The 24,346-nt window shown below is 63.3% G+C and carries 22 protein-coding genes; 7 read left to right on the plus strand and 15 right to left on the minus strand.

Going from position 1 to position 24,346, the window contains the following annotated elements:
* Positions 1–91: 91 nt before the first annotated feature.
* The 8 genes from D1641_RS12590 to D1641_RS12625 form a co-directional block, all read right to left on the minus strand.
* Positions 92–331, minus strand: coding sequence for a hypothetical protein (locus tag D1641_RS12590; protein WP_160666237.1), 240 nt, complete (start codon positions 329–331; stop codon positions 92–94).
* 134 nt (positions 332–465) lie between these two features.
* Positions 466–1,224 carry a DivIVA domain-containing protein gene (locus D1641_RS12595; protein WP_160666239.1) on the minus strand — a complete coding sequence of 253 codons (759 nt, stop codon included), beginning with the start codon at positions 1,222–1,224 and terminating at the stop codon, positions 466–468.
* A 109-nt stretch (positions 1,225–1,333) separates the two neighbouring features.
* Complete coding sequence (locus D1641_RS12600; RefSeq protein ID WP_160666241.1) at positions 1,334–1,831, minus strand: cell division protein SepF; 498 nt, start codon at positions 1,829–1,831, stop codon at positions 1,334–1,336.
* 34 nt (positions 1,832–1,865) lie between these two features.
* Positions 1,866–2,576, minus strand: a complete 711-nt coding sequence (locus D1641_RS12605; protein WP_160666243.1) for a YggS family pyridoxal phosphate-dependent enzyme — start codon at positions 2,574–2,576, stop codon at positions 1,866–1,868.
* A 289-nt stretch (positions 2,577–2,865) separates the two neighbouring features.
* A complete protein-coding gene (locus D1641_RS12610; RefSeq protein WP_160666245.1) occupies positions 2,866–4,143 on the minus strand; it encodes an HlyD family efflux transporter periplasmic adaptor subunit in 1,278 nt (425 codons plus the stop codon).
* An 86-nt stretch (positions 4,144–4,229) separates the two neighbouring features.
* Entirely contained in the window at positions 4,230–4,487 is a 258-nt protein-coding gene (hfq, locus tag D1641_RS12615) for an RNA chaperone Hfq (protein WP_160666247.1), read from the minus strand.
* A gap of 54 nt (positions 4,488–4,541) precedes the next feature.
* Positions 4,542–5,483 (minus strand): tRNA (adenosine(37)-N6)-dimethylallyltransferase MiaA, encoded by a 942-nt coding sequence (gene miaA / locus D1641_RS12620; RefSeq protein ID WP_160666248.1) that lies wholly within the window; start codon positions 5,481–5,483, stop codon positions 4,542–4,544.
* Positions 5,484–6,061: 578 nt separating this feature from the next.
* The gene (locus D1641_RS12625) at positions 6,062–6,313 is read right to left on the minus strand and encodes a helix-turn-helix transcriptional regulator (RefSeq protein WP_160666250.1); all 252 of its coding nucleotides are present in this window, start codon (positions 6,311–6,313) and stop codon (positions 6,062–6,064) included.
* Between the two features lie 76 nt (positions 6,314–6,389).
* Between D1641_RS12625 and D1641_RS12630 the strand changes: the two genes are divergently transcribed.
* On the plus strand, positions 6,390–6,644 hold the full coding sequence (locus D1641_RS12630; RefSeq protein ID WP_160666253.1) for a DUF6809 family protein: 255 nt from the start codon (positions 6,390–6,392) through the stop codon (positions 6,642–6,644).
* Here the strand turns inward: D1641_RS12630 and D1641_RS12635 are convergent.
* The 6 genes from D1641_RS12635 to miaB all read right to left on the minus strand — a co-directional run bounded on the left by D1641_RS12635 (position 6,619) and on the right by miaB (position 15,689).
* On the minus strand, positions 6,619–7,278 hold the full coding sequence (locus D1641_RS12635) for a hypothetical protein (protein ID WP_160666255.1): 660 nt from the start codon (positions 7,276–7,278) through the stop codon (positions 6,619–6,621). The two genes, D1641_RS12630 and D1641_RS12635, sit on opposite strands and share 26 nt — an antisense overlap.
* Before the next feature lie 179 nt (positions 7,279–7,457).
* A complete protein-coding gene (mutL, locus tag D1641_RS12640; RefSeq protein WP_160666257.1) occupies positions 7,458–9,482 on the minus strand; it encodes a DNA mismatch repair endonuclease MutL in 2,025 nt (674 codons plus the stop codon).
* A gap of 3 nt (positions 9,483–9,485) precedes the next feature.
* Positions 9,486–10,667, minus strand: a complete 1,182-nt coding sequence (locus D1641_RS12645) for a hypothetical protein (RefSeq protein WP_160666259.1) — start codon at positions 10,665–10,667, stop codon at positions 9,486–9,488.
* Positions 10,668–10,794: 127 nt separating this feature from the next.
* Positions 10,795–11,199 (minus strand): hypothetical protein, encoded by a 405-nt coding sequence (locus D1641_RS12650; RefSeq protein ID WP_160666261.1) that lies wholly within the window; start codon positions 11,197–11,199, stop codon positions 10,795–10,797.
* Positions 11,200–11,387: 188 nt separating this feature from the next.
* Complete coding sequence (gene mutS, locus D1641_RS12655; RefSeq protein WP_160666263.1) at positions 11,388–14,072, minus strand: DNA mismatch repair protein MutS; 2,685 nt, start codon at positions 14,070–14,072, stop codon at positions 11,388–11,390.
* 201 nt (positions 14,073–14,273) lie between these two features.
* On the minus strand, positions 14,274–15,689 hold the full coding sequence (gene miaB / locus D1641_RS12660) for a tRNA (N6-isopentenyl adenosine(37)-C2)-methylthiotransferase MiaB (protein ID WP_160666265.1): 1,416 nt from the start codon (positions 15,687–15,689) through the stop codon (positions 14,274–14,276).
* Between the two features lie 206 nt (positions 15,690–15,895).
* Here miaB and D1641_RS12665 point away from each other — a divergent pair, with 206 nt between their 5' ends.
* Both D1641_RS12665 and spoIIP read left to right on the plus strand, forming a co-directional pair.
* Complete coding sequence (locus tag D1641_RS12665; protein WP_160666267.1) at positions 15,896–17,575, plus strand: methyl-accepting chemotaxis protein; 1,680 nt, start codon at positions 15,896–15,898, stop codon at positions 17,573–17,575.
* A 204-nt stretch (positions 17,576–17,779) separates the two neighbouring features.
* Complete coding sequence (gene spoIIP / locus D1641_RS12670) at positions 17,780–18,934, plus strand: stage II sporulation protein P (protein WP_160666269.1); 1,155 nt, start codon at positions 17,780–17,782, stop codon at positions 18,932–18,934.
* A gap of 368 nt (positions 18,935–19,302) precedes the next feature.
* Here the strand turns inward: spoIIP and gap are convergent, their stop codons facing one another.
* On the minus strand, positions 19,303–20,313 hold the full coding sequence (gap, locus tag D1641_RS12675) for a type I glyceraldehyde-3-phosphate dehydrogenase (RefSeq protein ID WP_160666271.1): 1,011 nt from the start codon (positions 20,311–20,313) through the stop codon (positions 19,303–19,305).
* A 343-nt stretch (positions 20,314–20,656) separates the two neighbouring features.
* On the opposite strand from gap, the gene D1641_RS12680 reads away from it, so the two are divergent.
* From D1641_RS12680 to D1641_RS19880, 4 genes are all read left to right on the plus strand, one after another.
* The gene (locus D1641_RS12680; protein WP_160666273.1) at positions 20,657–21,703 is read left to right on the plus strand and encodes a HAMP domain-containing sensor histidine kinase; all 1,047 of its coding nucleotides are present in this window, start codon (positions 20,657–20,659) and stop codon (positions 21,701–21,703) included.
* Between the two features lie 157 nt (positions 21,704–21,860).
* Positions 21,861–22,487, plus strand: coding sequence for a cytidylate kinase-like family protein (locus D1641_RS12685; protein ID WP_160666275.1), 627 nt, complete (start codon positions 21,861–21,863; stop codon positions 22,485–22,487).
* Positions 22,487–23,164, plus strand: a complete 678-nt coding sequence (locus D1641_RS12690; RefSeq protein WP_160666277.1) for a gamma-glutamyl-gamma-aminobutyrate hydrolase family protein — start codon at positions 22,487–22,489, stop codon at positions 23,162–23,164. Before D1641_RS12685 ends, D1641_RS12690 begins: the two co-directional genes overlap by 1 nt.
* Before the next feature lie 62 nt (positions 23,165–23,226).
* Positions 23,227–24,210, plus strand: coding sequence for a M15 family metallopeptidase (locus tag D1641_RS19880; protein WP_160666279.1), 984 nt, complete (start codon positions 23,227–23,229; stop codon positions 24,208–24,210).
* Positions 24,211–24,346 lie beyond the last annotated feature (136 nt).

A 24,346-nucleotide genomic window follows, 5' to 3' on the forward strand; every position in this document is an offset into this window, starting at 1 on the left:
GGCTTAGTTTGTTGTTCCCTTTTTCACCCACTCAAAATTTTTCCATTTTAGGGCTTGACTTTTGTTTGCAGGACTTCATTGTTGTATCCAATTACTTCAACTCCGACATTTTTTTGTCTACATCCTGCATGGTTACAATTCTTCTGCGAACAAGGAGGGGGTTCCCCCGCCCATTGATGCGGGGGTCGGTGGTTTTGGAAAAAATCAGCGGTTTTTTCGTTTTTTCCTCCACAAATCGGACCTCCTCCTCAAAGTCCATTGCCGATATCTCTTCAAGAGGCCTCCCCAGGATTCGCTCCAGAGAAGCCTTCGTCTCTGCATTCATATACATTATGTGTTACCTCCACATATGCTGTTATGGCTGGAAAACTCCATTGAAAGCCATTTCCAGGCACGCAAATCTCTATGTCATACTATGCGGGGCAGGATGAAACAACTACAAATTCGTTTTTACGAAACGGCCGCTCAGGTGATCTCGTAATCCCGGCCGAATTGCAGCTCGCCGAAGCTGATGCGGCTGCCGGCGGCGGAGCGGTCGTCGTCCTCGTCCTCGGGAGGGCAGTCGTCCTCCTCGTCGCAGTCCTCCTCCTGACCGGGAGGGGGGAACTCGGCGGTGTCGGACATGTCACGGGGCTCCTCCTCCGCGGCGGCCTTCGCCCGCAGATTTTCGGCGGCAGCGTCCTCCATAGCCTGGGCCAGAAGGCGCTGCACGTTGTCGTCAATCTCGGAGGCCTTCTCCTCCACCGGGTCCAGGCTGGGCTTGGTCTCGGGGGGATAGAGCTCCTCCAGCTGGGAGAGGAGCTGCTCCTCCTGGACATGAAGGGCGCGGACCTTCTCCACATAGGCGGCGGTCTCCTGCTGAGCCCGCTTCAGGCGGTACTCCTCCGCCTGCATATCCCGGGCGATGGTGCCCTGGCGGTCCCGCAGCTCCTTCTCCGCCTGGGCCAGCATCTCGGCCTTTTTCCGCTCGGCCTCCTGGACCAGGTCGTCGGCCATCCGCTGGGCGGCCATCAGGGCTTTGCGCATGGCCTCCTCGGTGGAGCGGTACTCCTCCACCTTGTCCACCAGCACCTTCATCTTGTTTTTCAGAACCATGTTCTCGTTGAACAGTGCGGAGTAGTCCCCGGTGAGGATGTCCAGAAACTCGTCCACCTGAGACATGTTATATCCACCGAAGGAGGCCTTCTGGAAGGCGCGCTCGGATACTTCCTGTGGTGTAAGCATAGTAATCCCCCAAAATCTCTACATAGGGACGGACATGATCCGCCCGGTAAAACAGACCGGCACCCGGCGGGCGGAGGATATCCGCCCCTGAAAACAGGAGTTGTCAGTGTTAAAAATACAGCCCGTTGTTCTCCAACTCATCAATAAGGTCGCCCAGGATATCCACGTTGTAGGGGGTGATGATGTAGGTGGAGATGGCCACCTTCTTGATTTTGCCCTCCTGAGCGTAGGACACCCCGGCCAGGAAGTCCAGCAGGCGGCGGGCGATCTCGCCGTTGGTGGACTCCAGGTTCAGCACCACGGTGCGCTTCTCCCGCAGGTGGTCGGCGATGGAGGAGGCGTCCTCAAAGCGTTCAGGCTTTACCAGCACCACCTGGAGCTGGGTGGCCGCCCGGATGTTGACCACCTTGTTGCTCCGGCGGTCGTCCTCGGGGGCGGGGGTGCTGTAGCTGCTGCCGTAGCCGCTGTCCCGGGGCGCGCGGTCCACGCGCTGGTCCCGCTCCCGGCGCTCTACCGGGCGGGGGGAAATGTCAAAATCATCATAGTCGTCCTCGTCCTCATCCTCATAGGGGTGGGCCAGCCGCTTAAACTCGTCAAAAATTCCCATCAGTTTCGCTCCTCTTTCCAAATAGTAAAATATGTCAGCGGGCAGTACCCATGGGAGGCCGGGGCCCAAAAAGTGCGGTGCCCACCCGGACCAGGGTGGCGCCCTCCGCGATGGCGTCCTCGTAATCGGCGCTCATGCCCATAGATAGAGAATCCATAACAGGATAATTATCCGATATTTTCTTCATTATGTCAACAAAAAGATTTCTCATTTGGGAAAAATATTTCCTGTTTTCCCCGGAAACCGTTGAAACAGGCGGGATTGCCATCAGTCCCCGGAGCCTGACGCCGCCGAGGCTCCGGGCCAGCTCCGCCAGGGCGGGCAGGTCTGCAGGGGATACGCCCCCCTTGCTCTCCTCTCCGGCGATGTTCACCTCCAGCAGGATGTCTTGGACAATGCCCAGCTTGTCCGCCTGAGCGGCGATTGCCCGGAGCAGCCGGTCGGAGTCTACCGAGTGGATGAGGGACACCCTGCCCACCACCTGGCGCACCTTGTTGGTCTGGAGATGGCCGATGAAGTGGACGTCCGCCCCAGCGTAGGCATTGGCCTCCAGATGGGCGGTGAGCTCCTGCACCCGGTTTTCCCCACAGATTTCCACGCCTGCGGCAATGGCGGCCCGGATGGCCTCGTCAGTCTGAGTTTTGGTGGCGGCGCACAGGGAGACCTCCCCCGGGTCCCGGCCCGCCGCCCGGGCGGCGGCGGCAATTTTCTCCCGCACAGCTTGTATATTCTGGGACAGGTCCATAGTATTGCCTTCTCTCTATATGATAGAATCCTTCGTCCCCCGTAGGGAAAAGGGGCCTTTTTCGCTGCGGCGGGACGTCTCTGTAGGGCGGGACGACTCGGCCCGCCGTGTATTTGCTGATTCGGCGGCACGCCGAGGTCGTCGCGCCCTACAAACAGAAACGCAATCCCCACCGCCCTCCGGGCGGAGCCCCTTTCACTGCGCGGCCGTTGGCGCTTTGCCGCCTTACGGATGCGGCGTCCCCCTTGCGGAGAAAAGGAGCCTTGGCCCTGCGGGGGACGGAAAATGGTTACCCCTCAATCAGCATACCGTCAGTCAGGCCGGTGCCGTGGGTGATGATGGTGTCGCCGGCCCGGAGGATTTTCCGGCCGGCGCCCACGGAGCGGACCACATAGTAGTCGCTGCCCTCGTGGATAATTTCCACCTCCCGGAACTCGCTGCGGCCGTTGACCAGGGCATACACCCCCAGCCTCTGCGTGGAGGCAGAGGCGGAAGAGGAGCCGTCCTCTGTCCCGGCGGGGGGAGGGGCAATCAGCCGCAGGGCCTCCTTGGGAATGCGCAGGCCGGACCAGCTCTCGAAGATCAGCTCGGCGGTCTGGTGGCGCAGCAGGGTGGTGAGGGCCAGGTAGCGGTTGGAAGAAAAGACCACCAGAGTGGTGCCCCCCTCGGTAGGGCCGAGCCGGTCCACCAGCATGGTCACGTCCCGGTTCAGCTCGCCGGAAAAGCGGAGGGTGGCCGTCCGGCCCTCAACCAGCCGCTCCGCCGTGCTCCTGGGCAGGTTAGCGGCAAAATACCAGGTCTCGGAGGTGAGCAGCTTGCCCAGGGCCCCGCTGTCCTCTCCGGCGGGGCTGTCGATCAGCTCCTGGAGGGCGGTGGGGGTGAGCTCCTTGACACTCTCCGGGGTGAGCCGGGACTCATAGCCGTCCACCAGGTTGGAGAACACCCCGGGCACGGGGGCGTTGACCCGGGTGGTGGCCCGGGCGGACTGCCGGTTCAGGGCGGAGAGCTGTCCGCGCAGCTCCTGGAGCCGGAGGGACAGCTCCTCGGCGGTCAGGCCCTCGCCATAGGTGTAGCCCCGCTTGAGCACGCTGCTCTTCACCCCCAGCACCTGCGTCCGCAGCTGGGTGTAATCCCCCTGGGTGTAGGAGGCCCGGAGGGTCACCACCGCCTGGAGGATATCCTCGTCCAGCTGGGCGGCGGACTCCAGGTCGCCCGACTGGGCGATGGACTTCTCAAGCAGCTCGATCTCCATCTCCAGCTCCTCAATGACAGCCTGGTCGGCCTGAGCCTGGCTGTTCTGATAGACCAGGGCGAGCTGCTGTCCCGCTCCCACCTTCTCCCCCTCCGCCCGGGTAACCTCCAGAATGCCGGAGGGGGCGGAGATGACCTGAGCCTGGCGGATGACCAGCCCCTCCGCCGGCACGCTGTCGTGGGCGGTGTAGGCGTAGACCTGAGCGGTCTGGTAGGGCTCGTCCATAGCGTTAAAGACATAGAAGCCTATATAGATGACGATGACGGTGGCAAAGAGCAGGACGACAAAGGTAATAAGGGGTTTTCCTTGCTTCATCAGGGTTCTCTCTTTCTGCGTAAGGTAGCGTCAGGGGCGGATATGCTCCGCCCGGAACAAAGAAGCGGAGAGGCGGCGGGCGCATGTTATGCGCCCTGCATGTCGCTCTCCCCCGGCTCGCCCAGGGGCACGGGCCGCTCGGGGACAATGGTGGAGATGGCGTGCTTATAGATGATCTGCTGCTTGCCGTCGCTGGTGAGCACAACGGTGAAGGCGTCGAAGCCGGTGATCTGGCCCCGCATCTGGAAGCCGTTCATCAGGAACATGGTGACCATCCGCCGCTCCCGGCGGGCCTGGGTGAGAAAGATCTCCTGGAGGTTGTTGATTTTCTGTGTGGTTGGCATATGTAGCACCTCTTCTTTCTTTTAGACAGGGCGGACCCTGTCTGAATGGCACTATCATATACCAAATTCTTCCAAATAGGTTGTCGAACGCTGTAGGATGTCTGTAAAATTTGGGACAGGACCCCAGAGCAGAATTTTGGCCGCCTGATTTCGCCGGAACCAGGTGCGTTGGCGCTTGGCGTACTGCCGGGAGCGCAATTTAATTTCCTCAGCGGCGGCCCGGATGTCCCCATCCCCCTGAATCGCGGCGGCCATCTCCTTATAGCCGATGGCCTGCATGGCGGTGCACCGCTCCGGCACTCCGCTGCCCAGCAGCTCCCGGACCTCTGTCTCCAACCCGGCCTCCATCATGGCATCCACCCGGCGGTCAATGCGGTCCCACATGTCCTCCCGGCGCTGAAAGTCCAGGGTAAGGGTGAGGGCGTGGTATCGGGGCGGGAGGCTCCTTGTCTCCCGGTTGTGCTCCGTGATGGTCCTGCCGGTGGTCAGCCACACCTCCAGAGCCCGGACAATCCGCTTGCCGTCGTTGGGGTGGAGGCGGGCGGCGGCGTCCGGGTCGGCCTTGGCCAGCTCCTGTAGGAGGGCCTGCCCCCCCGCCCGGGCGTACCGCTCCTCCAGCTGGGCGCGGAGGGGGCTCCGCTCGTCGAAGGCGGCGAAGGTCCGGCCGGAGAGAAGAGAGTCGATGTACAGCCCCGTGCCCCCCGCCAGAATGGGCAGCTTCCCCCGGGAGAGCACGCCCTCCACACAGGCCGCCGCCATGTCCACATACCGGGCGACGGAGAAGTCCTCCTCCGGGTCGGCCACGTCGATCATGTGGTGGGGGACGCCCCCCATCTCCTCCGCCGTCGGCTTGGCCGTGCCGATGTCCATGCGGCGGTAGATCTGCATGGAGTCGGCGGAAATTACCTCGCCGCTGTGCCGTTTGGCCAGCTCCACCGCCAGCGCCGTCTTGCCCGACGCCGTGGGGCCGGTGATGACTAAGACCTTGGAAGACATGATCTCACCTCCTTGCAGATAGGGTCGAAATATAGTACAATGGAGATACCGTCCTTTTCCCTTCCTGCTAAAGGGAAGGAGGTGATCCTTATGGAAGTGCTTACCCAAATTTTTGTGTCTGTTACCGCACATATTATCGGCTACTTTGTGTGCCGGTGGCTGGACAGACAAACAAAAGGACGGTAGGCATAAAAAACCCCCGGAGAGCAGCTACCTCTCCGGGGGTTTGCCTGTGATCCCACAGACGTGCCTACCCATATCGGCTGTGTTCAGTATACCACAGCCGCCCTGGAGTATGCAAGAGGTACGGAGAGATTTTGTATTCAGTTTTCCAGAAGGCCGAAGGGTACATCCAAAAGCCTCCTTTTCCCCGCAAGGGGGACGCCGCATCCGTAAGGCGGCAGAGGCGCCAACGGCTGCGCAGTGAAAGGAGGTGGCATCCGCGAAGCGGATGACGGAGGATTGCATTTCGCCGCAGGCGAAATATGCGGAGCAAACAAATTCCTGCAAATCCTGTTTATTTCATACGTTTCGCTCCGCGAAACACAATCCTCAGTCGGCTTCGCCGACAGCTCCTTTCAAAAGGAGCCTTTTTTCCGTCTCTTGCAGGGCTTCGGGTCATCGGTGAGCCCCAACAGGTAATCGGCGGAGACGTTGTAGTACTCACAGATTAAGGCAAATCTTGAGAGAGTAGTCCCTTTTTTGCCATTTTCTAAATCACTGATTTGAGGAACTGTAATACCTAGGGCCTCGGCTATTGCAGGCTGCTTTTCGCCACGACTTTCCCGTAGCTCACGCAGTCTGTTGCCAAAAAGAATTGGGTCAAACACAAAAAACCCCCTTGACAAATTAATAAATTGCTAATATAATGGGCTTAATAAATAGCTAATAAACGGAGGCGCACATATGGACAGTTTACTCTATAAATTATACAGCGGTGAATACGATATTACCGTAAAACAGGACGAAAAACTGCGAAAACAGCTGTTCACTGAATTAAATAAGGTGCAAAGGATGTTCGGTGACGAATTTATGGAGCGTCTGATGGAACTGGGGGACGAGCGGGACGACCGTCAGAGCTTCCGCTGTTTCCAGGAGGGCTTTTCTCTGGGTGTCCGGCTCATGCTGGAGGCCTTCACACCGGCATCCGCCACTGAGTGACGGCGTTATAGGCGGCCCGGATCAGGTCCAGGAAGCGGTCCATCCGGGGGAAGAACTCGTCCAAAACCTCCTGAGAGGCCCGGTCCTTGACCTCCTGGCCGGCGGTATCGGCCACGCTTCCCACATACCAGCTGCCGCCCGTGCTGTCCAGGCTGGCATCAGTGGTGACGGTGATGAGGTGCAGACCCTCCTCCCCCGGGCCGGGGCGGACCTCCACCCGGTCCTCGGGGCAGGCCAGCAGGGCGTTGCGGAAGTCCAGGCTGCCCAGCACCAGCTTGGTGAAGTCGTAGTTGTCCGAGCGGATCAGCCGCTTTTTGGTGACCTCGGGGAAGCCGAAGTCCGCCGGGAGGAGGCCGCCGTTGGGCAGGCCGGGCACCGCCCGCAAAACTGAGTTCACCCCGCCGGACAGCGTCTTTTTCGGACCTATTGTCAGCCGGTAGGGCTTGCCCAGGGTGACGGGGATGCGTGCCTGGACGTGGCAGTAGGGGCCGTACCGGCCGTTGGCCCGAAGCAGGTCCACCGCCAGGGGCCGGTCCTTCCAGGTAAAGACCAGCAGGCCGTCGTCATCCTCACCGGCCAGGAGCTGCCCGCCGTATTTCTTGTGGTACTCATAGAGAGAACTGTTCCAGGACATGGAGACCTCCTTTTTTCGCTTGCCGGCGGGCCGGGTCGTCCCGCCTTACATGCGGGCTTCGGGGGACCGGCGGTAGGGCGCGACGACCCCGGCGCACCGTTTTCCTGCCTTTAGCATCCATCAGGCCATTCCTTAAACTGCGGGCGGATAATATCCGCCTATTTTCCGCCAAAACACGCTCATGCCCGCTTAAACTGCTTTTCCAGCTCCCTGCGGGTCAGCTCAATGGCCACCGGCCGGCCGTGTGGGCAGTACTTTACCTGTCCGGACATGACGGCCCCGGCCACCCGCTCCAGCTCCTGAGGGCTGGAGTGCCAGCCCCCCTTGATGGCCGCCTTGCAGGCCATGGTGTGGAGCAGCTCGTCCCGGGCGGCGGCGGGGTCGGCGGAGCCGGCGGTGAGCAGCTTCTGGGCCAGCTCCTCCAGGGCGGCAGGGATGTCAGCTGCGTCCACGTCGAAGGGGGCCTGACGCACCGCCAGGTCGCTCCCCAGCTCGTCCGCCTCAAAGCCGAACTCCTCCAGCAGGGGACGGTGCTCCAGCAGGACCTCCCGCTGGGCCGGAGACAGCCGGCAGACGACCGGGGTGAGCAGGGTCTGGGCCATGGGGTCGTACCCTGCGGCCTTCATCCGGTCGAAGTTCATCCGCTCGTGGGCGGCGTGCTTGTCGATGAAATAGACCGTCTCCCCCCGCTCCACGATGATATAGGTGTTCAGCACCTCCCCGGCGACGCGCCAGGGGAGCTCGGGGACTCCCTCCGTCACCGTCTCCGGCGGCAGAGGCTCCTTCTGAGGGGTGCTGTCCGCCGAGGGCTGACTGGGGATTGCGTTCGGCGGAGTCGAGCTGTGGGGGGCGGCCGGGGGTTGGTAAATTTGTTTTACCTTTTCTGTCCCGCCCTGGGGCGTATAGTCCTCTGCCCCGGTTTGTGTACTGGGGTGCCTCCCTTCAAAAGGAGGCTTTTGCCGCTGCGTCGGGACGGGCGGCGTATAGGCGCTGTCGTGGACACGGACGACGGTGGGGAGGGGACGTCTGGCCTCCCCTCTGGGGGTGTTGTCAGCCGCAGGCTGACTGAGAGGGCCCCCTCCGGCCCTCCGGGCCACCTCCCCCATAAAGGGGGAGGCGGGAGCACCACCGATGCGCAGTTGATTCTCTGTCACGGTGTCCTGTCTCCACACCCCGGGGAGCTCGGTATTTTTCAGCACCGCCTGGGGGTGAGAGGAGTCTCTCTCCAGGGCGGACAGTACGGCGTGGTACACCGCGGAGAACACCGCCCGCTCTGTGCCGAACTTCACCTCGGTCTTGGCGGGGTGGACGTTTACATCCACAGCGTTGAGCTTAGTCTTTAGATGGAGGACGCACCCCGGAAATTTGCCCACCATCCGCTGGTTTTTATAGGCCTCCTCCAGGGCGGCTGTCATCAGGGGGGACTTCACCTGCCGGCCGTTGACGAAGAAGAACTGCCAGCCCCGGCTGGCCCGGCAGCAGGCGGGCATAGACACGAAGCCCTCCACCGACATGTCCTCCCCGGCGGCCTTGACCTCCCGGAAGCCCAGGGCCAGCTCCCGGCCCAGCACGGCGTAGACGGCGCTTTTCAGCTGGCCGTCACCGGGGGTGAGCAGCTCCTGCCTGCCGTCCCGGATAAACTTGACGGACACCTCCGGGTGGGACAGGGCAGTTCTCTGCACCACAGCAAAGACGGCGGCGCCCTCGGCGGCGTCCTTTTTCATGAATTTCAGCCTTGCCGGGGTGTTGAAAAACAGGTCCCGGACCACCATGGTAGTGCCCAGGGGGCAGCCGGCCTCCTCGAGCTCGCCGGAGACACCCCCCTCCAGCCTGAGGGAGGCTCCCAGCTGGGCGTCGGCCCTCCGGGAGAGCACCTCCACCCGGGAGACGGCGGCGATGGCGGCCAGAGCCTCCCCCCGGAAGCCCAGGGTGCCGATGGCCTCCAGGTCATACTCGGTGCGCAGCTTGCTGGTGGCGTGGCGGAGGAAGGCGGTTTTCAGCTCTGAGGCCGGGATGCCCGTTCCGTCGTCAGTCACCCGGAGGAAGGTGAGGCCGCCGTGACTGATTTCCACCGTCACAGCGGAGGCGCCGGCGTCGATGGCGTTCTCCATCAGCTCCTTGACCACGCTGGCCGGCCGCTCCACCACCTCGCCGGCGGCGATCAGGTCGGCCACGTGGGGGTCTAAAACTTGAATGGTTGACATCGATTACCTCCGGTTCTGCCCCTCCTGCGGGGCCGGGTCCTCCAAATACCTGGTGTAGATCTGCTCTCCAGTCACCACCAGCTCCATAGGACTGTTGAGCTGTCGGTCCAGCTGGTCCAGTCCCAGGACAGCCTTGTCCAGATAGTCCGGCCATGGCCGCTGCATACGGATGCTGTTGCTTGACACATCTATGACATACTGCTCTGAGGCACGCAGGCCAAGCCGCGGGCTGAAAGCTTTTTGCATATAGATTTGGCGGAATGTCTTCGTCAGCTCCAGCAGCCTTCGCCGTGCCTCCTGAAGGCTGGCGCTGTCTGTGCTCTGGGTCAGCAGGAGCTCCTCGATGACGGCCAGCTCGTAGGTGTACAGGGCGTAGTAATAGAGCTGGAGCGTCTTTCGCTCCCTTTGACAAGCCTCCTCCCGGTCCTTCCTTTTGACGGGCTGGACCAGCTGGGACTCCTCCTGGTAGTCATAGAGGAAGGCCAGCGTCTCCCGCTTGATGTCCTGTATCTCGGTGATGGCGGAGAGAAGCTGGATCGGACTGCCGCCGGACAGGGCGGTCAGCCTGGGATAATAGGATTGAAGCGTCTCCAGATTGGCCCGCAGCTTGTTCCGCTTGCCGCGCTCCAAATGCTTCAAAATCTCCGATATCTGGCCCTGAATGGCCTCCAGCTTCTGGTCGATGCGGCACAAAAAGTACTGGTTGGTCACCACCGAGGCGGCAGAAAAGGCGATGTGCATGATGTTCAGGGGCTGCAGGCTGGGGGTCTCTATTTTTTGCACTCCGCCGTGGCCGGCGATTCTGCCGTTGGGACCCCTGAAAATCATGGACTCGGCGCTTGGGCCGAACTGGTCGATGAGCTTTTTGACCTCCGCCCGGGACAGGCCTGACAGCTCCTTCGGGATAAGCAGGCGGTAGGCCCCGGCGAAGGTGTTGGCATAGGAGTTCTGGGCCGCCCGGCTGGCGAGCAGGCCCGAGACGGGCTGAAGCATCCCGGAGACATGGGCAAAGACCTCTCTGGGCAGCGGCTGAAAGCCCTGGCCTGCAAGCTGCTCGGGGGTGGAGTCCTCCGCCTCTATGACAAGGCCGGTGTTCTTCAGGACGTCCAGGGTCTGGCAGACCTCCTCCGCCGGAGCGGCGGTTGGGCCGGCCTCGCGGGGGTCTGGCACGGAAATGTTTGGCATGAATCCACCCTCTTTCTGTTCCTGAACCGGCGTGCCCGGGGGCAACACCCTGCGGATACACGGTTCTGAATTGCAGTGCGTCCAGCGCGATGATAAGGGCCGGCTGGCGCGGGTCCGTGAAGTATGGTCAATACCCCTCGCTGATTACGGTCCAGACTCCGTCCTGCCGCTCCAGCCAGATGGTCCGGTCCGGGTCCACCTTCACGCCGCCTTTGGAGCAGGAGACCTGAAAGGCAACCTCCCCCTGACGGGGCTCGATCTCGGTGAGGGTGTCTACGGTAAAGATGGTGCCCTGGTAGTAGTCCAGAGCGGCCTGGTGGGCGGCGGCCAGATCCTCCGCGGTGAGTGGGGCGAGGAGCACCGACCCGGATCGGTCAGGGTCGGAGACGTCCGGCTCCGATATATTGGGCGCGGGCTCAGAGACGGCTGGAGGTTTCGACAGGTCGGTCTCTGGGGGATTTTCCGCGAGCTTCTGTCCGCAGGCGGCTAGGAGCAGGCAGAGGGACAGGAGGAGAAGCCGTGCGTGCTTCATAGTATCATTCCTTTCATCCCGCTCGGAGGCGGCCCCAAGGCCCCCTTCGCGAAGGGGGCTCCCGGCGAAGCCGGGTGGGGGTTTTCCCCAAGAAACAGGTGCGTTTTCGATTGGAAAACCCTCCGTCACGGCTGCGCCGTGCCACCTCCCTTCACGAAGGGAGGCTTTGTGCTGCGGAGGGCAGGGGGTTATCCCCCGTTCAGGTCCTGCTTCAATTCTGCCAGGAGGTTGAGCGCCTCGATAGGGGAGAGGATATTCACATCAGTCATGCGCAGCTTTTTCAGGACGGTCTCGCCGCCGATGTCCCCCAGGGACACCTGGTCCCCGTAGGGGGCGGCCTCTGCGCCGCCCCGTAAGACGGTAGGGGCCGACGACCCGGCGGCCCGCATAGAACGATTGGATAACGAGCCAGGGGTGTCGCCCCCTGCACCCGATTCCAGCTCCTCCAGAATCTGGCGGGCCCGGCGGACCACCCGGTCGGGTACCCCGGCCAGTCTGGCAACCTCCACGCCGTAGCTCTGGTCGGCCCCGCCCCGGACGATCTTCCGCAGGAAAATCACGTCGGAGCCCCGCTTTTTTGCGGCGATGTTGTAGTTCTTCACCCCGGGGACGGCCCCCTCCAGGGCGGTGAGCTCGTGGTAGTGGGTGGCAAAGAGGGTCTTGGCCCCCAGGCGCTTTTTATCGGCGCAGTGCTCCAGCACCGCCCGGGCGATGGCCATGCCGTCATAGGTGGAGGTCCCCCGGCCGATCTCGTCCAGAATGAGCAGGGACCGGCTGGTGGCGTTTTGGAGCAGGGCGGCCACCTCGGTCATCTCCACCATAAAGGTGGACTGGCCGGAAGCCAGGTCGTCGCTGGCCCCGATGCGGGTAAACACCCGATCCACCACCCCGATCCGGGCGGAGCGGGCGGGGACGAAGGAGCCGATCTGGGCCATGAGGACGATGAGGGCCACCTGGCGCATGTAGGTGGACTTGCCCGCCATGTTGGGGCCGGTGATGATGGCGGCCAGGTCGTCTCCCCCGTCCATGTGGGTGTCGTTGGGGACGAAGGGGGTCCCCTTGAGCATCTTTTCCACCACCGGGTGGCGGCCCTCCACAATGGTGACCGCGTCGGAGTTGTCCACCTGGGGCATACAGTAGCTGTTGGCGGCGGCCACGCTGGCGAAGGACTGGAGGACGTCCACCTGGGCGGCGGCGGCGGCGGTTTTCTGGAGCCGGTCCACCTGAGCGCACACCGCCTCCTTCAGCTGGCAGAACAGCTGATACTCCAGGGCGGTGACCTGGTCCTGGGCGGAGAGGATGGCGTGCTCCAGCTCCTTCAGCTCGGGGGAGATGTACCGCTCGGCGTTGACGGTGGTCTGCTTCCGGGTCCAGTGGTCGGGCACAAGCCCGGTCTGGGACTTGGCTACCTCGATGTAGTATCCAAACACCTTGTTGGAAGTGATTTTCATGTTCTTGATGCCGGTCTGCTCGCGGGTTTTGACCTCCATGTCGATGATGTGGCCGTTGGCATTGGTGAGCAGGTCCCGGAGCCCATCCACCGTTTCGTTGTAGCCCGGGCGGATGAAGCCCCCCTCCCGGACGGAGAAGGGCAGAGGCTTCTCCTCCTCGTCCCGCAGGGCAACCTCCAGCAGGTCGCGCAGCTCAGGCAGGTCGTCCAGCTGCTCCCGCAGTTCCCGGAGCAGGGGAGAGGCGCAGTGCTCCAGCAATTCCCGGATGTGGGGCAGCCTGCCCAGCCCGGCGGACAGGGCGGCCAGGTCCCGGCAGCCGGCGGAGCCGTAGACCACCCGGCCGGCCAGCCGCTCCAGGTCGGTGACCTCCCGGAGGGCCAGGGAGAGCTCCTCCCGGGTGATGGCGTCCTCCACCAGGTTGGCCACCCCCTGCTGCCGCCGGGCAATCTGCACCGGGGAGAGGAGGGGGCGCTCCAGCCAGCCCCGGAGGAGCCGGCCTCCCATGGCGGTTTTGGTCTTGTCCAGCACCCACAGCAGGGAGCCCTTTTTCTCCTTACCCCGCATGGTGGCGGTGAGCTCCAACGTCTGCCGGGCGGTGAGGTCCAGCTCCATAAACTGGCCGGCGGTGTAGTAGTTCAGCTGGGAGATGTGGCTCAAATCGGTCTTTTGGGTCTCGTAAAGGTAGGCCAGCAACCCCCCGGCGGCCTGGATGACCGCCTCGTCCCCCGCCGGGACGTCGGTCAGGCCGGTTTTGAACTGCTTCTCCGCCAGGGGCCGGGCGGCGCCGATGCGGAACCGGGCCTCGCCCCCGTTCTCACACAGGCAGTCCAGCCGCTCCTTCAGATAGGGGACCAGCCCGTCGGTGCTGTATGCCCCCGAGGACAGGACCGCCTCGGCGGGGTGGAACCGGGCCAGCTCGTTTTGCAAGTGGCCCAGCCCCTCCTCCCCGGCGGGGAAGGAGGAGGCGTACACCTCGCCGGTGGAGATGTCGCACAGGCACAGGGCGAAGGCGGCGGAGTCGGCGTAGATGGAGCAGATGTAGTTGTTTTTGCCGTCCTCCAGCATGGCGGAGGACATGGCCGTCCCCGGCGTCACCACCCGGATGATGTCCCGGTCCACCAGCCCCTTGGCCTGGGCCGGGTCCTCGGTCTGCTCGCAGATGGCGATTTTATAGCCCTTGGCGATGAGCCGGGCGATGTAGCTGTCGGCGGAGTGGTAGGGCACCCCGCACATGGGGGTGCGCTGCTCGGGAGGCTTGTTCCGGTCCCGGGTGGTGAGGGTCAGGTCCAGCTCCTTGGACACCAGCTTGGCGTCCTCGTTGAACATCTCGTAAAAATCCCCCAGCCGGAAAAACAGGATGGAATCCGGGTTCTGGGCCTTGATGTCCAGATATTGCTGCATCATAGGGGTGATTTCCGGCATGGGTGTTCCTTCTTTCTCTCTTTTTCGTCTTGTATGCGGATGTCAATGGCCCCTTCGCAAAGGGGGCTCCCGGCGAAGCCGGGTGGGGGTTTCTCTTAACGAGGACAACTGTGTTTCGTTAAGGGAAAACCCTCCATCACCGCCTTCGGCGGCGGTTCCCCTCCCTTCAAAAAGGGAGGCTTTCCTGCGGGGGACGGGGGGTTATACCAATTCCCCGAACAGCGACCACTTGTTGGCCCCTGTGATTTTCACGTCCCGGAACTGGCCCAGGGCGGAGGGGTCGCCCACCACCCGGACCAGGCGGTTGCCGGGGGTGCGGGCGGTGAGGTCATAGCGCTGGTCGTCAGACAGGCCGTCCAGGAGGCACCGCACCGTTTTCCCGATGTAGGCGGCGTGCTTCTCCTCGGAGATCGCGTCCTGGAGGGCGGTGAGGCGGTTGAAGTTTTGCAGCTTCTCCTCCCGGGGCATGGGGTCGTCCATCTCCGCCGCCGGGGTGCCGGGGCGGGGGGAGAAGATGAAGGTAAACAGGGCGTCGAACCGGACCTCCTCCAGCACCCGCAGGGTGTCCTCAAACTCCTCTGTCGTCTCGCCGGGGAAGCCCACGATGATGTCGGAGGTGAGGGTGATATCGGGGATGAGTGCCCGGAGCGCCCGGATTTTCTCCAGATACTCCGCCCGGGTGTGCCGTCGGTTCATCACCTTTAAAATCCGGTCATTCCCCGCCTGGAAGGGCAGGTGGAGCACCGGGGCCACCTTTTCACACCGGGCCATGGTCTCGAAGAGCTTTTGGGTGGCGTCCTTGGGGTGGGAGGTCATAAACCGGATGAGAAAGTCCCCGGGGATGGCATTGACCTGCTCCAGCAGGTCGGCGAAGTCCATGGGCTCGTCCAGGTCCTTGCCATAGGAGTTGACATTCTGGCCCAGAAGGGTGATGTCCTGATACCCCTCCTCCGCCAGCTGGCGCACCTCGGCCAGGATGTCCTCCGGGCTTCGGGACCGCTCCCGGCCCCGGACGTAAGGCACCACGCAGTAGGAGCAGAAGTTGTTGCAGCCGTACATCACCGACACCCAGGCGCGGATCTTGTCCTGCCGGACCACCGGGATGCCCTCGGCGATGGACCCCGGCTCGTCTGGGGTGAGGAACATCCGGCTGCGCCGGGTGAGGAGGGAGTGGACCATCTCCGGGAACTTCCACAGGACGTGGGGGCCGAAGACCAGGTCCACGTGGCGGTAGGAGTCCCGGATTTTTTTCACCACATGGGGCTGCTGGGCCATGCATCCGCACAGACAGATCAGGGTGTCCGGATGGCGGCGCTTCAGATGGACCAGCGCCCCCACGTTGCCGAATACCCGCTGCTCCGCGTGCTCCCGGATGGCGCAGGTGTTGATGACGATGATCCGGGCCTGCTCCTCGTCGCTGGTAAAGCCAAAGCCCATCTGCTCCAGATAACCCCGGAGGCGCTCTGAGTCGGCCTCATTCTGCTGGCAGCCGTAGGTGTCCACAAGGGCCAGGGGCCGCTCCCCCGGCTGCCAAGCCATCAGCCCGGCCACAGCCCGGCAGTATTCCAGCTGTTTGTCTACATCGGCGGGAGAAATCACAGTGGTGGTGCGTTCCATAAAAGACCTCCAATGGGCATAGGCGTTAATAATACATTATACTATTTTCTGCCGGGAAACACAAGTGGTGAAAGAGCAAAAAGCCCCGGAAAAGGAGCAAATAAGGACTTGTCAAAGCTGATGCTCCTTGCTATAATTACGTACAATAAGGGGTGTTCCCTCTTAAACCTGATTATGATTGAAAAATTGGAATTGGAGTGAGTAAAATGGGCAGGGTAGGAATGTCCAAAGGCGGAGCAGGGCAGAAGCGGAAGCGCATCGGCAAAAAGGTAGGCAATCTGGTCGTGATTATGCAGATGGTCTCAGTCTTTTTTGCGGTGACCATGTGCGTAACCATGTTCCGCAGCCTGACGACCAACATGCTGAAGGAGCGGTGCACCAACGGCACCAATATGCTGGCCTATGTCCTCAGTCAGACCGGCAGCGACGCGGATATGAACAAAGTGCTGGACGACCTGAAAACCCGCATGGGCTGTGAGTTTACTATCTTCGAGGGAGACAGACGGGCCTACACCACCGTTATGCAGAACGGCCAACGGGTGGTGGGCACCAAGCTGTCCTCCGAGCTGTCTGAAACGGTGCTTCAGCGGGGGCAGTCCTATGTGGGCAAGGCCCGGATTCTCAATGAGGAATATCTGTGCTCCTATGTCCCCACAAGGGGAGCGGACGGGACAGTAAACGGCCTGATCTTCGCGGGCATCTCAAGCGCTGAGGCCACCCGCCAGACCTTCCTGACGGTGATCGCCTCTACAGTGGTGAGCATTGCCGTCATCCTGGTATGTATCGCAATTATGGCCGCCGTTTTGAAGAAAATGGTCTCTCACCCCCTGGCGGAGATCACCCAGGTGGCCAGCCGGCTGGAACGGGGCGACCTGGGCCTGACCAGCGGAGAGGAGATCCACGTCAATGTCCACTCCAACGACGAGGTGGGCGAACTGGGGCAGATGTTTGAAGAGACCATCCGCCGCCTGCGGAGCTACATAGGCGAGATATCTGACGTCTTGAACGCCATCGCCAACGGCGATCTGACCGGCGGAGCCCAGCAGGACTATGTGGGGGATTTCGCCTCCATCCGGCACTCTCTGGACAGCATCGGGGAGCACCTGAATGACACGATGCGCCAGATCAGAGAGAGTGCCGAGCAGGTGTCCGCCGGCTCGGACCAGGTGTCCAACAGCGCCCAGTCCCTGGCCCAGGGGGCCACGGAGCAGGCCAGCTCGGTGGAGGAGCTGTCGGCTACTGTCAGCGACATCTCTGAAAATGCCAAGCGCACCGTCCAGGCCACCCGGGAGGCCGGCCAGTTTGTGGAGCAGGCCGGAAGCCAGCTGGGGGCCAGCATGGAGTATGTCCAGCAGCTGAATACCGCTATGGAGCGCATCTCCAGATCCTCTGAGGAGATTGGCAAGATCATCGCCACCATTGAGGATATCGCCTTCCAGACCAACATTCTGGCCCTGAACGCCGCTGTGGAGGCCGCCCGGGCGGGGGCTGCCGGCAAGGGCTTCGCCGTCGTCGCTGACGAGGTGCGCAACCTGGCTACCAAGTCCGACGAGGCCGCCAAGGCCACCAAGGGCCTGATCGAGAACTCCATCTCCGCCGTCAACGAGGGCAGCAGCGTGGTCAGCCAGGTTACTCAGTCCCTGGAACGGACCAGCCAGAGCGCCGGCGGCGTGACCGAGAAGATGTCCATTGTGGTGGAGGCGGTGGAGAGCCAGACCACCGCCATCTCCCAGGTTACAGAGGGCATCGAGCAGATTTCCGCCGTGGTCCAGACCAACTCCGCCACCAGCGAGGAGTCCGCTGCGGCCAGCGAGGAGCTGTCCTCCCAGGCCAACCTGCTCAAGCAGCTGATGAGCTCCTTCCGGCTGAAGAGCGGACGCCGGTAACATTTCATACAGACCCGCAGGGCGGGGGCCGAAGCAGGCCCCCGCCCTTTGTCATATCCGTGCCGGACGGCTCATATCCTTGTATAACAGTTACGGCCGGGCGGATGGTATCCGCCCGAAGAAGCCCGCCTGCGCCATGACGGAGGCGGGCGGGTCGAGGAAATCGCGGCGAAGCTGCGCATACACAGGATAAGGAGTGATCGCATGGGGAACAAGGGGACAGGCCGGGCTCTGCGCCGGGGAGTGGCCCTGGGGCTGGCGCTGGTGGCGGTCTGGGGAGTGAGCCTGACCGCGGACTTTGATGCCCTGGGCAGCCGGCTGGTCCGGCTGGGGGAGGAACCCGGGGCGGCGGCGCTGCTGGCCTCCCAGCTGGGGGAGCTGCCCGGCGGAGAGAGGGGGCTGACAGGCTGGGGCCGGCTGCTGTTGAGCGGTTCCGCCCTGTTGGAGCAGGGGGAGGAGGCGGTCCTGGCCCGGCGGGGCGCCGGTGACAGCCAGCCGGAGCCCCCCGCCGTCTCAGACCCCGCCGACAGGGACGACGTGGAGCAGCCCGACCTCATGCCCCCGGATCAGGTGGAGGGCATTGTAGAGATGACCGGCCGGGGCAAGGAGGGCGGACAGTACCTGTCCAACGGAGGCGTCTATGTCTATAACCGCACCGGCCTGGAGCTGGACGCCTCCCTGCTGGGGGAGGGGGCGGTGGACGTCCCTCTGGGGGAGGGCCCCCAGATTCTCATTGTCCACACCCACGGCAGCGAGGCCTACTCCATGACCGACGGCGACCTCTATCAGGAGAGCGACCCCTTCCGCACCACCGACTGCACTCACAACGTGGTTCGGGTGGGGGAGGAGATGGCCAAGGTCTTTCGGGCCCACGGCTTCCAGGTGATCCATGACACAACCCTGTGCGACTACCCCGCCTACAACGGGGCCTATGACCGCTCTTACGCGGTGGTCCAGCAGTGGCTGGAGCGGTATCCCACCATCAAGGTGGTCCTGGACGTCCACCGGGATGCCCTGGAGGGCAGCGAAGGGGAGATCTATAAGATGGTCTCCATCGAGGCCGGGGAGAAGGTGGCCCAGGTGATGCTGGTCATAGGCACCGACGCCGGCGGGAACTCCCATCCCCGGTGGAGGGATAATCTGGCCTTCGCGCTGAGGCTGCAGGAGAACCTTGTCCGGGGCTACGCCAGCCTGGCCCGGCCCGCCGTCCTGCGCAAGGGCCGCTATAACCAGCAGCTGTGCCCGGGCTCCATCCTGGTAGAGGTGGGGGGCCACGGCAACTCCCTCACTGAGGCCATCGCCGGCGCCCGGCTCTGGGCCGATAACGTGGCCAGAACCCTGCTGGAGATGAAAAGCTGAAAAAAGCTCCCTCTCTGAGGGAGCTTTTTCGTCCCGCCCGCAGGCGGCAAAGCCTCAGGGCCCGCACCCTAAAGCCTCCCTTCAAAAAGGGAGGGGGACCGCCGCCGAAGGCGGTGGTGGAGGGTTTTCTACGGAGGGCTTTTGCCTCTTGCGGGGGGAAAACCCTCAGTCAGCCTTCGGCTGACAGCCCCCTTGAAAAGGGGGCCTTTTTCCTATTCCCGCTGGTTTTGCTTCTGCATAAACTGGATGTTTTGCAGAAGCAGCTCCTTTTGGTCACGATGAAGCGCGCAACAAGAATTTTTGCTCTGGCCCCAGGGGTCATGTCAATAAAAAGAGCGCCGCGTAAGCGGCGCTCAGAAGGGAAGTGATTACTTGTGGTCCACGGAGTACATGTGCTTGATGAGCTCCAGAACCTTGTTGGAGTAACCCCACTCGTTGTCGTACCAGGAGACGACCTTGACGAAGGTATCGGTCAGGGCAATGCCGGCCTTGGCGTCGAAGATGGAGGTGCGGGCGTCGCCCAGGAAGTCGGAGGAGACCACGTCCTCGTCGGTGTAGCCCAGGATACCCTTCAGCTCGCCCTCGGAGGCCTCCTTCATGGCGGCGCAGATCTCGTCATACTTGGCGGGCTTGGACAGGTTGACGGTCAGGTCAACCACGGACACGTCCAGGGTGGGAACGCGCATGGACATGCCGGTCAGCTTGCCGTTCAGGGAGGGGATAACCTTGCCCACGGCCTTGGCGGCGCCGGTGGAGGAGGGGATGATGTTGCCGGTGGCGGCGCGGCCGCCGCGCCAGTCCTTCAGGGAGGGGCCGTCAACGGTCTTCTGGGTGGCGGTGACGGAGTGGACGGTGGTCATCAGGCCGTCAGTGATGCCGAACTTGTCGTTGAGAACCTTGGCGATGGGGGCCAGGCAGTTGGTGGTGCAGGAGGCGTTGGACACGAAGGTCATGTCGGTGGTGTAGGCGTCCAGGTTCACGCCGCAGACGAACATGGGGGTGGCGTCCTTGGAGGGGGCGGACATGACGACCTTCTTGGCGCCGGCGTCGATGTGGGCCTGGGCCTTCTCCTGGGTCAGGAACAGGCCGGTGGACTCCACCACATACTCAGCCTCCAGCTTGCCCCAGGGGATGTTCTTGGGGTCGCGCTCAGCGAAGATGGGAATCTGCTTGCCGTTGACGACAATGGCGTTCTCGGTAAAGGAGACCTCGGCCTCACACTTGCCGTGCATCGTATCGTACTTCAGCATATAAGCCAGGTAGTCGGCGGGGCACAGATCGTTGATGCCTACAATTTCGATTTCGGGGTGATTCAGGCTGGCGCGGAAAACCATGCGGCCGATGCGGCCAAAACCGTTGATGCCAACTTTAATGCTCATGTTGAACGACTCCTTTTTTATCAATTTATCCGCGGCGGCCCGCGGCATTGGTAGCATCCCTTATTATAACCGGATTTTCTTGATTTTCCTACTGTATTTTTTCATAGTTTTAAGGAAAAAAAGACCAAAAAATTTGCCATAGGGCAAGGCACAGCCTCTCATTTTCCCGGCCCGCGGGACAGAGAGGCTCTTTTTTCGACCTTTTCAGACAAACCCTATTGTGGGAAATGGAAAATCTTGATATACTGTACACGGTATAATACTGTGGTCTATTTTGACACAAGCTATACAAACACTTTTCCGCCGCGCAGGCGGACGGCCGCCCTGGCCGGGAGGTTTTACTATGTTGGATACGATACAGGCTCTGCTGGACACCTTTCCCGAGGGAGTGGTCCAGCTCAGAAGCGGCGCGGTGGCTGCTGTCAATGCCATGGCCCGGCACTACCTGCCCCAGCTTGAGCCGGGCCAGCCCTGTCCGGAGGCGCTGCTTCTGCCCCGGAGCGGGCCCATGGGCGCGGGCACCTTCGCCGCGGGCCCGGCTGTATACACATACAGCTGCGCCGCCGCCCGGGGGGAGCAGACGGTGCTTTTCCGCCCCGCCCCCCAGACCGCCCTCACCCAGCGCCAGCTGGAGGGGGTGATCTATCAGCTGCGCACCCTGCTGGGGGAGGTGCTGGCCGAGGTGGGCCCCGCCACCGCCGCCCCGGAGACCCCTGTGGCCGCCGATGCCTTCAGCAAGAGCTTCCACCGGCTGTTCCGCCTGGTGGGCAACCTGGAGTATATGCAGCAGGCCGCCGGGGCGGAGGGAGTGCTTTTCCGCCCGGTGACCATGGATTTGGACGGGCTGTGCCGCCATGTGGTCCAGCAGGCCTACTCCCTTCTGCGGGAGGTGGGGGTGGAGCTGGAGTATGAGGCCGCCCAGACCGGCCTGCTCATCCCCGGCGACCCGGAGCTGCTCCAGCGGCTTCTGCTTGGCCTCATCGCCAACGCCGCCCGGGCGGCGGGAGGGGGCCGGGTGACCCTGTCGCTGCGCCGCCAGGGGGGGCGGGCTCTGGCCGCTGTCTCTGACAACGGCCCCCTGCCCGACGCGAAGCAGATCGCCGCCATCTTTCAGCAGGGGGGCGGGGAGGACCTGCCCCTGCCCGGCCAGGGCGCCGGCCTGGGCCTGCCCATCGCCCGGCACATTGTGGCCCTGCACAAGGGCTCCCTGCTTGTGGAGTGGGGCCAGTCTGCCCCCAGCGTGGTGCTCTCTCTGCCCACCGGCCCTCTGGACGGCCGGGTGTCGGTCCATACCCCCGCCATCCAGCGTGACGGGGGCCTGGACCCCGTGCTCACCGAGCTCTCTGACCTTCTGCCCCCCCGCCTGTTCGGCCTGGAGGGCCTGGATTGATTCCAAAACCGCCTTCGGGCGGTTTTTCTTTTGCCGAAAAGCTTCCTTCAGATTTATGATTGTCATTTCCGGCCAAAGGCGTTATAATAATAGAAGAGATACCCGAACAGACGGCGGCTCGGCCTCTGCCGCCGGGAACGCTTAGGGAGGTGCGACTGTGAGTAATTATGTAATATCCATCAGCCGGGAGTTTGGCAGCGGAGGCCGCCTCATCGGCAAGCGGCTGGCCGCTGCGCTGGGCATCCCCTGCTACGACCGGACTATCATCCAAAAGACCTCGGAAAAGAGCGGCCTGTCCCCGGACTTCATCGCCCGGGCGGAGGAGCGGGCCCGCAGCCGGTTCCACCTGTCCGCCGCCCCCCTGGGCATGGGGGTGCCCGCCCTGGCCCACCAGGGGGTGCCGGTGGCCCACCAGGCCTTCTTTGCCCAGTCGGAGGTCATCCGGGAGCTGGCCGACGAGGGCCCCTGCGTCATCGTGGGCCGGTGCTCCGACTATGTGCTGGGGGAGCGGCCCGAGTGCCTGAAGGTTTTTGTCCACGCCGGCCTGCCCAGCCGGGTGGAGCGGTGCGTGGAGGAATACGGCCTGCCCGCCGAGGACATGGAGCGGCGGATTGTCCGGATGGACAAGGGCCGGTCTAACTACTACAACTACTATACCGGACATAACTGGGGAGATATGCGCCGCTATGACCTGACGCTGAACTCCGGGATGATCGGGGTGGAGGGGGCGGTGAGCCTGATTATCGCCCTGGTAAAGGCCCGTTCCGCCCAGGACGGCCAGTGATGTCGGGGGAGATCACCGTCTGCCTCCAGATGTCCGGCGCGGCGGGACAGATGGATAACTACTGCGACGCCATCCGGGCGCTGGGCGGGGAGCCCCGGGCCGGGTACTGCCCCGCCCCCGACCTGAGCTGCGGCGGACTGGTGCTGTGCGGCGGGGGCGACATTGAGAGCACCCTCTTCGGCCAGGAGAACCGGGGCTCCAACCCCCCGGACCGGGGGCGTGACCGGGCGGAGCTGGAGCTCTTCCGGGCCTTCTATGAGGCGGGAAAGCCTATTCTGGGCATCTGCCGGGGGATGCAGCTGATTAACGTGGCCCTGGGGGGCACGCTCATCCAGGACCTGCCCCCGGACCAGCGCGCCCGCCACAACTGGGCGGAGGGCGACCTGACTCACAGCGTGCGGGCCCGGCCCGGCTCCCTGCTCCACGACCTCTACGGCCCCTCCTTCCAGGTCAACAGCGCCCACCACCAGGCGGTGGACCAGCTGGGGGAGGGCCTGCGGGCCGCAGCGTGGTCGGAGGAGGGCTTGCCCGAGGCCCTGGAGTGGAACGAGCGGCAGATCATGGCCTTCCAGTTCCACCCGGAGCGGATGAGCTTCGGCAGACGCCGCCCCGACACCATTGACGCCGAAGGGATTTTCCGTGTCTTTCTGGAGCTCTGCTGGGGGAGCGGCCGCTGACCCCGGCGGAGAGGGCGCCCCTGCCGGGCGGGGACACATGAGATATAAAAGGAGCAATACCTGTGAAGAAACACACTGTTCTACTGCTGCTGACGGCGGGGCTGTGCCTGCTGGCCCTCCAGCCCGCCCGGAGTACGGGCTGGGAGGAGGCGGTGCCCGCCGCTCAGACCGACTACGACCCCAGAGACGAGCCGGCTGATCCCCGGGCGGAGCAGAGAAGGCGGATTGAGGCGCTGCTGGACGGATACCGCCTGACCGGGGAGCAGCGCCAGGCGCTGCTGGGGCGCATGGAGGCGGACGGCGGGCTGCTGGCCCGGCTGGAGGCGGGGGAGCTGACTGGCGCGGAGCTGGACTGGCTGGCCCTGCCCAACGGCAGGGAGGACCGGCTGGAACGTTATGCGGCCTGGTCGGAGGAGCATCTGGAGCTTTCGCCCGCCGACACGGCCCTTCAGGTGAACATGAACCGGGACCGGGAATTTTACAGCGCTGTCCAGACGGCGGAGAACCCGGACAGCGTGACGGTGCTGGTGAACAAGCACTATCAGCTGCCCGACGGCTTTGTCCCCGAGCTGGAGGCCCTGGGGGCGGGCTACGGCAGCGGCTCCATGCAGCCTGAGGCGGCGGCGGCCTTCCGGGCTATGGCGGACGCTGCGAGGGCGGATGACATCTCCCTGCGCAGCGTATCGGCCTACCGCTCCTATCAGCTCCAGAAAAGCGCCTACAACGGCTACCTGCGCAACGCTTCACAGGCCTATGTGGACACCTTCTCCGCCCGGCCGGGCCACTCCGAGCACCAGACCGGCCTGGCGGTGGACATCAACGTTGCCACCCGGAAGGCGAATTTTGAAAAAACTCCCGCCTTCGCCTGGCTGAAGGAGCACTGCGCTGAGTATGGCTTTATCCTGCGCTATCTGGAGGACAAGCAGGACATCACCGGCTACCGTTTCGAGCCCTGGCACTTCCGCTATGTGGGGGAGGAGGCCGCCCGGGTCTGTATGGACCAGGGGCTGGCCTATGAGGAGTACATCGCCCTCCTGCCCAGCTGAATGACAGAAAAGGGCCCCCGGCATCGGGAGCGCTGCGTTCAGGAACCGTGTAGGGGCGGATATCATCCGCCCGCGGGCGCATACGATGCGCCCCTGCATCCTTTCCTGTGGCAGTGCCCTGCTTTGCCGGGGGCCT

It is taken from the genome of Colidextribacter sp. OB.20 (assembly GCF_009911595.1).
Lineage (GTDB): Bacteria > Bacillota > Clostridia > Oscillospirales > Oscillospiraceae > Lawsonibacter.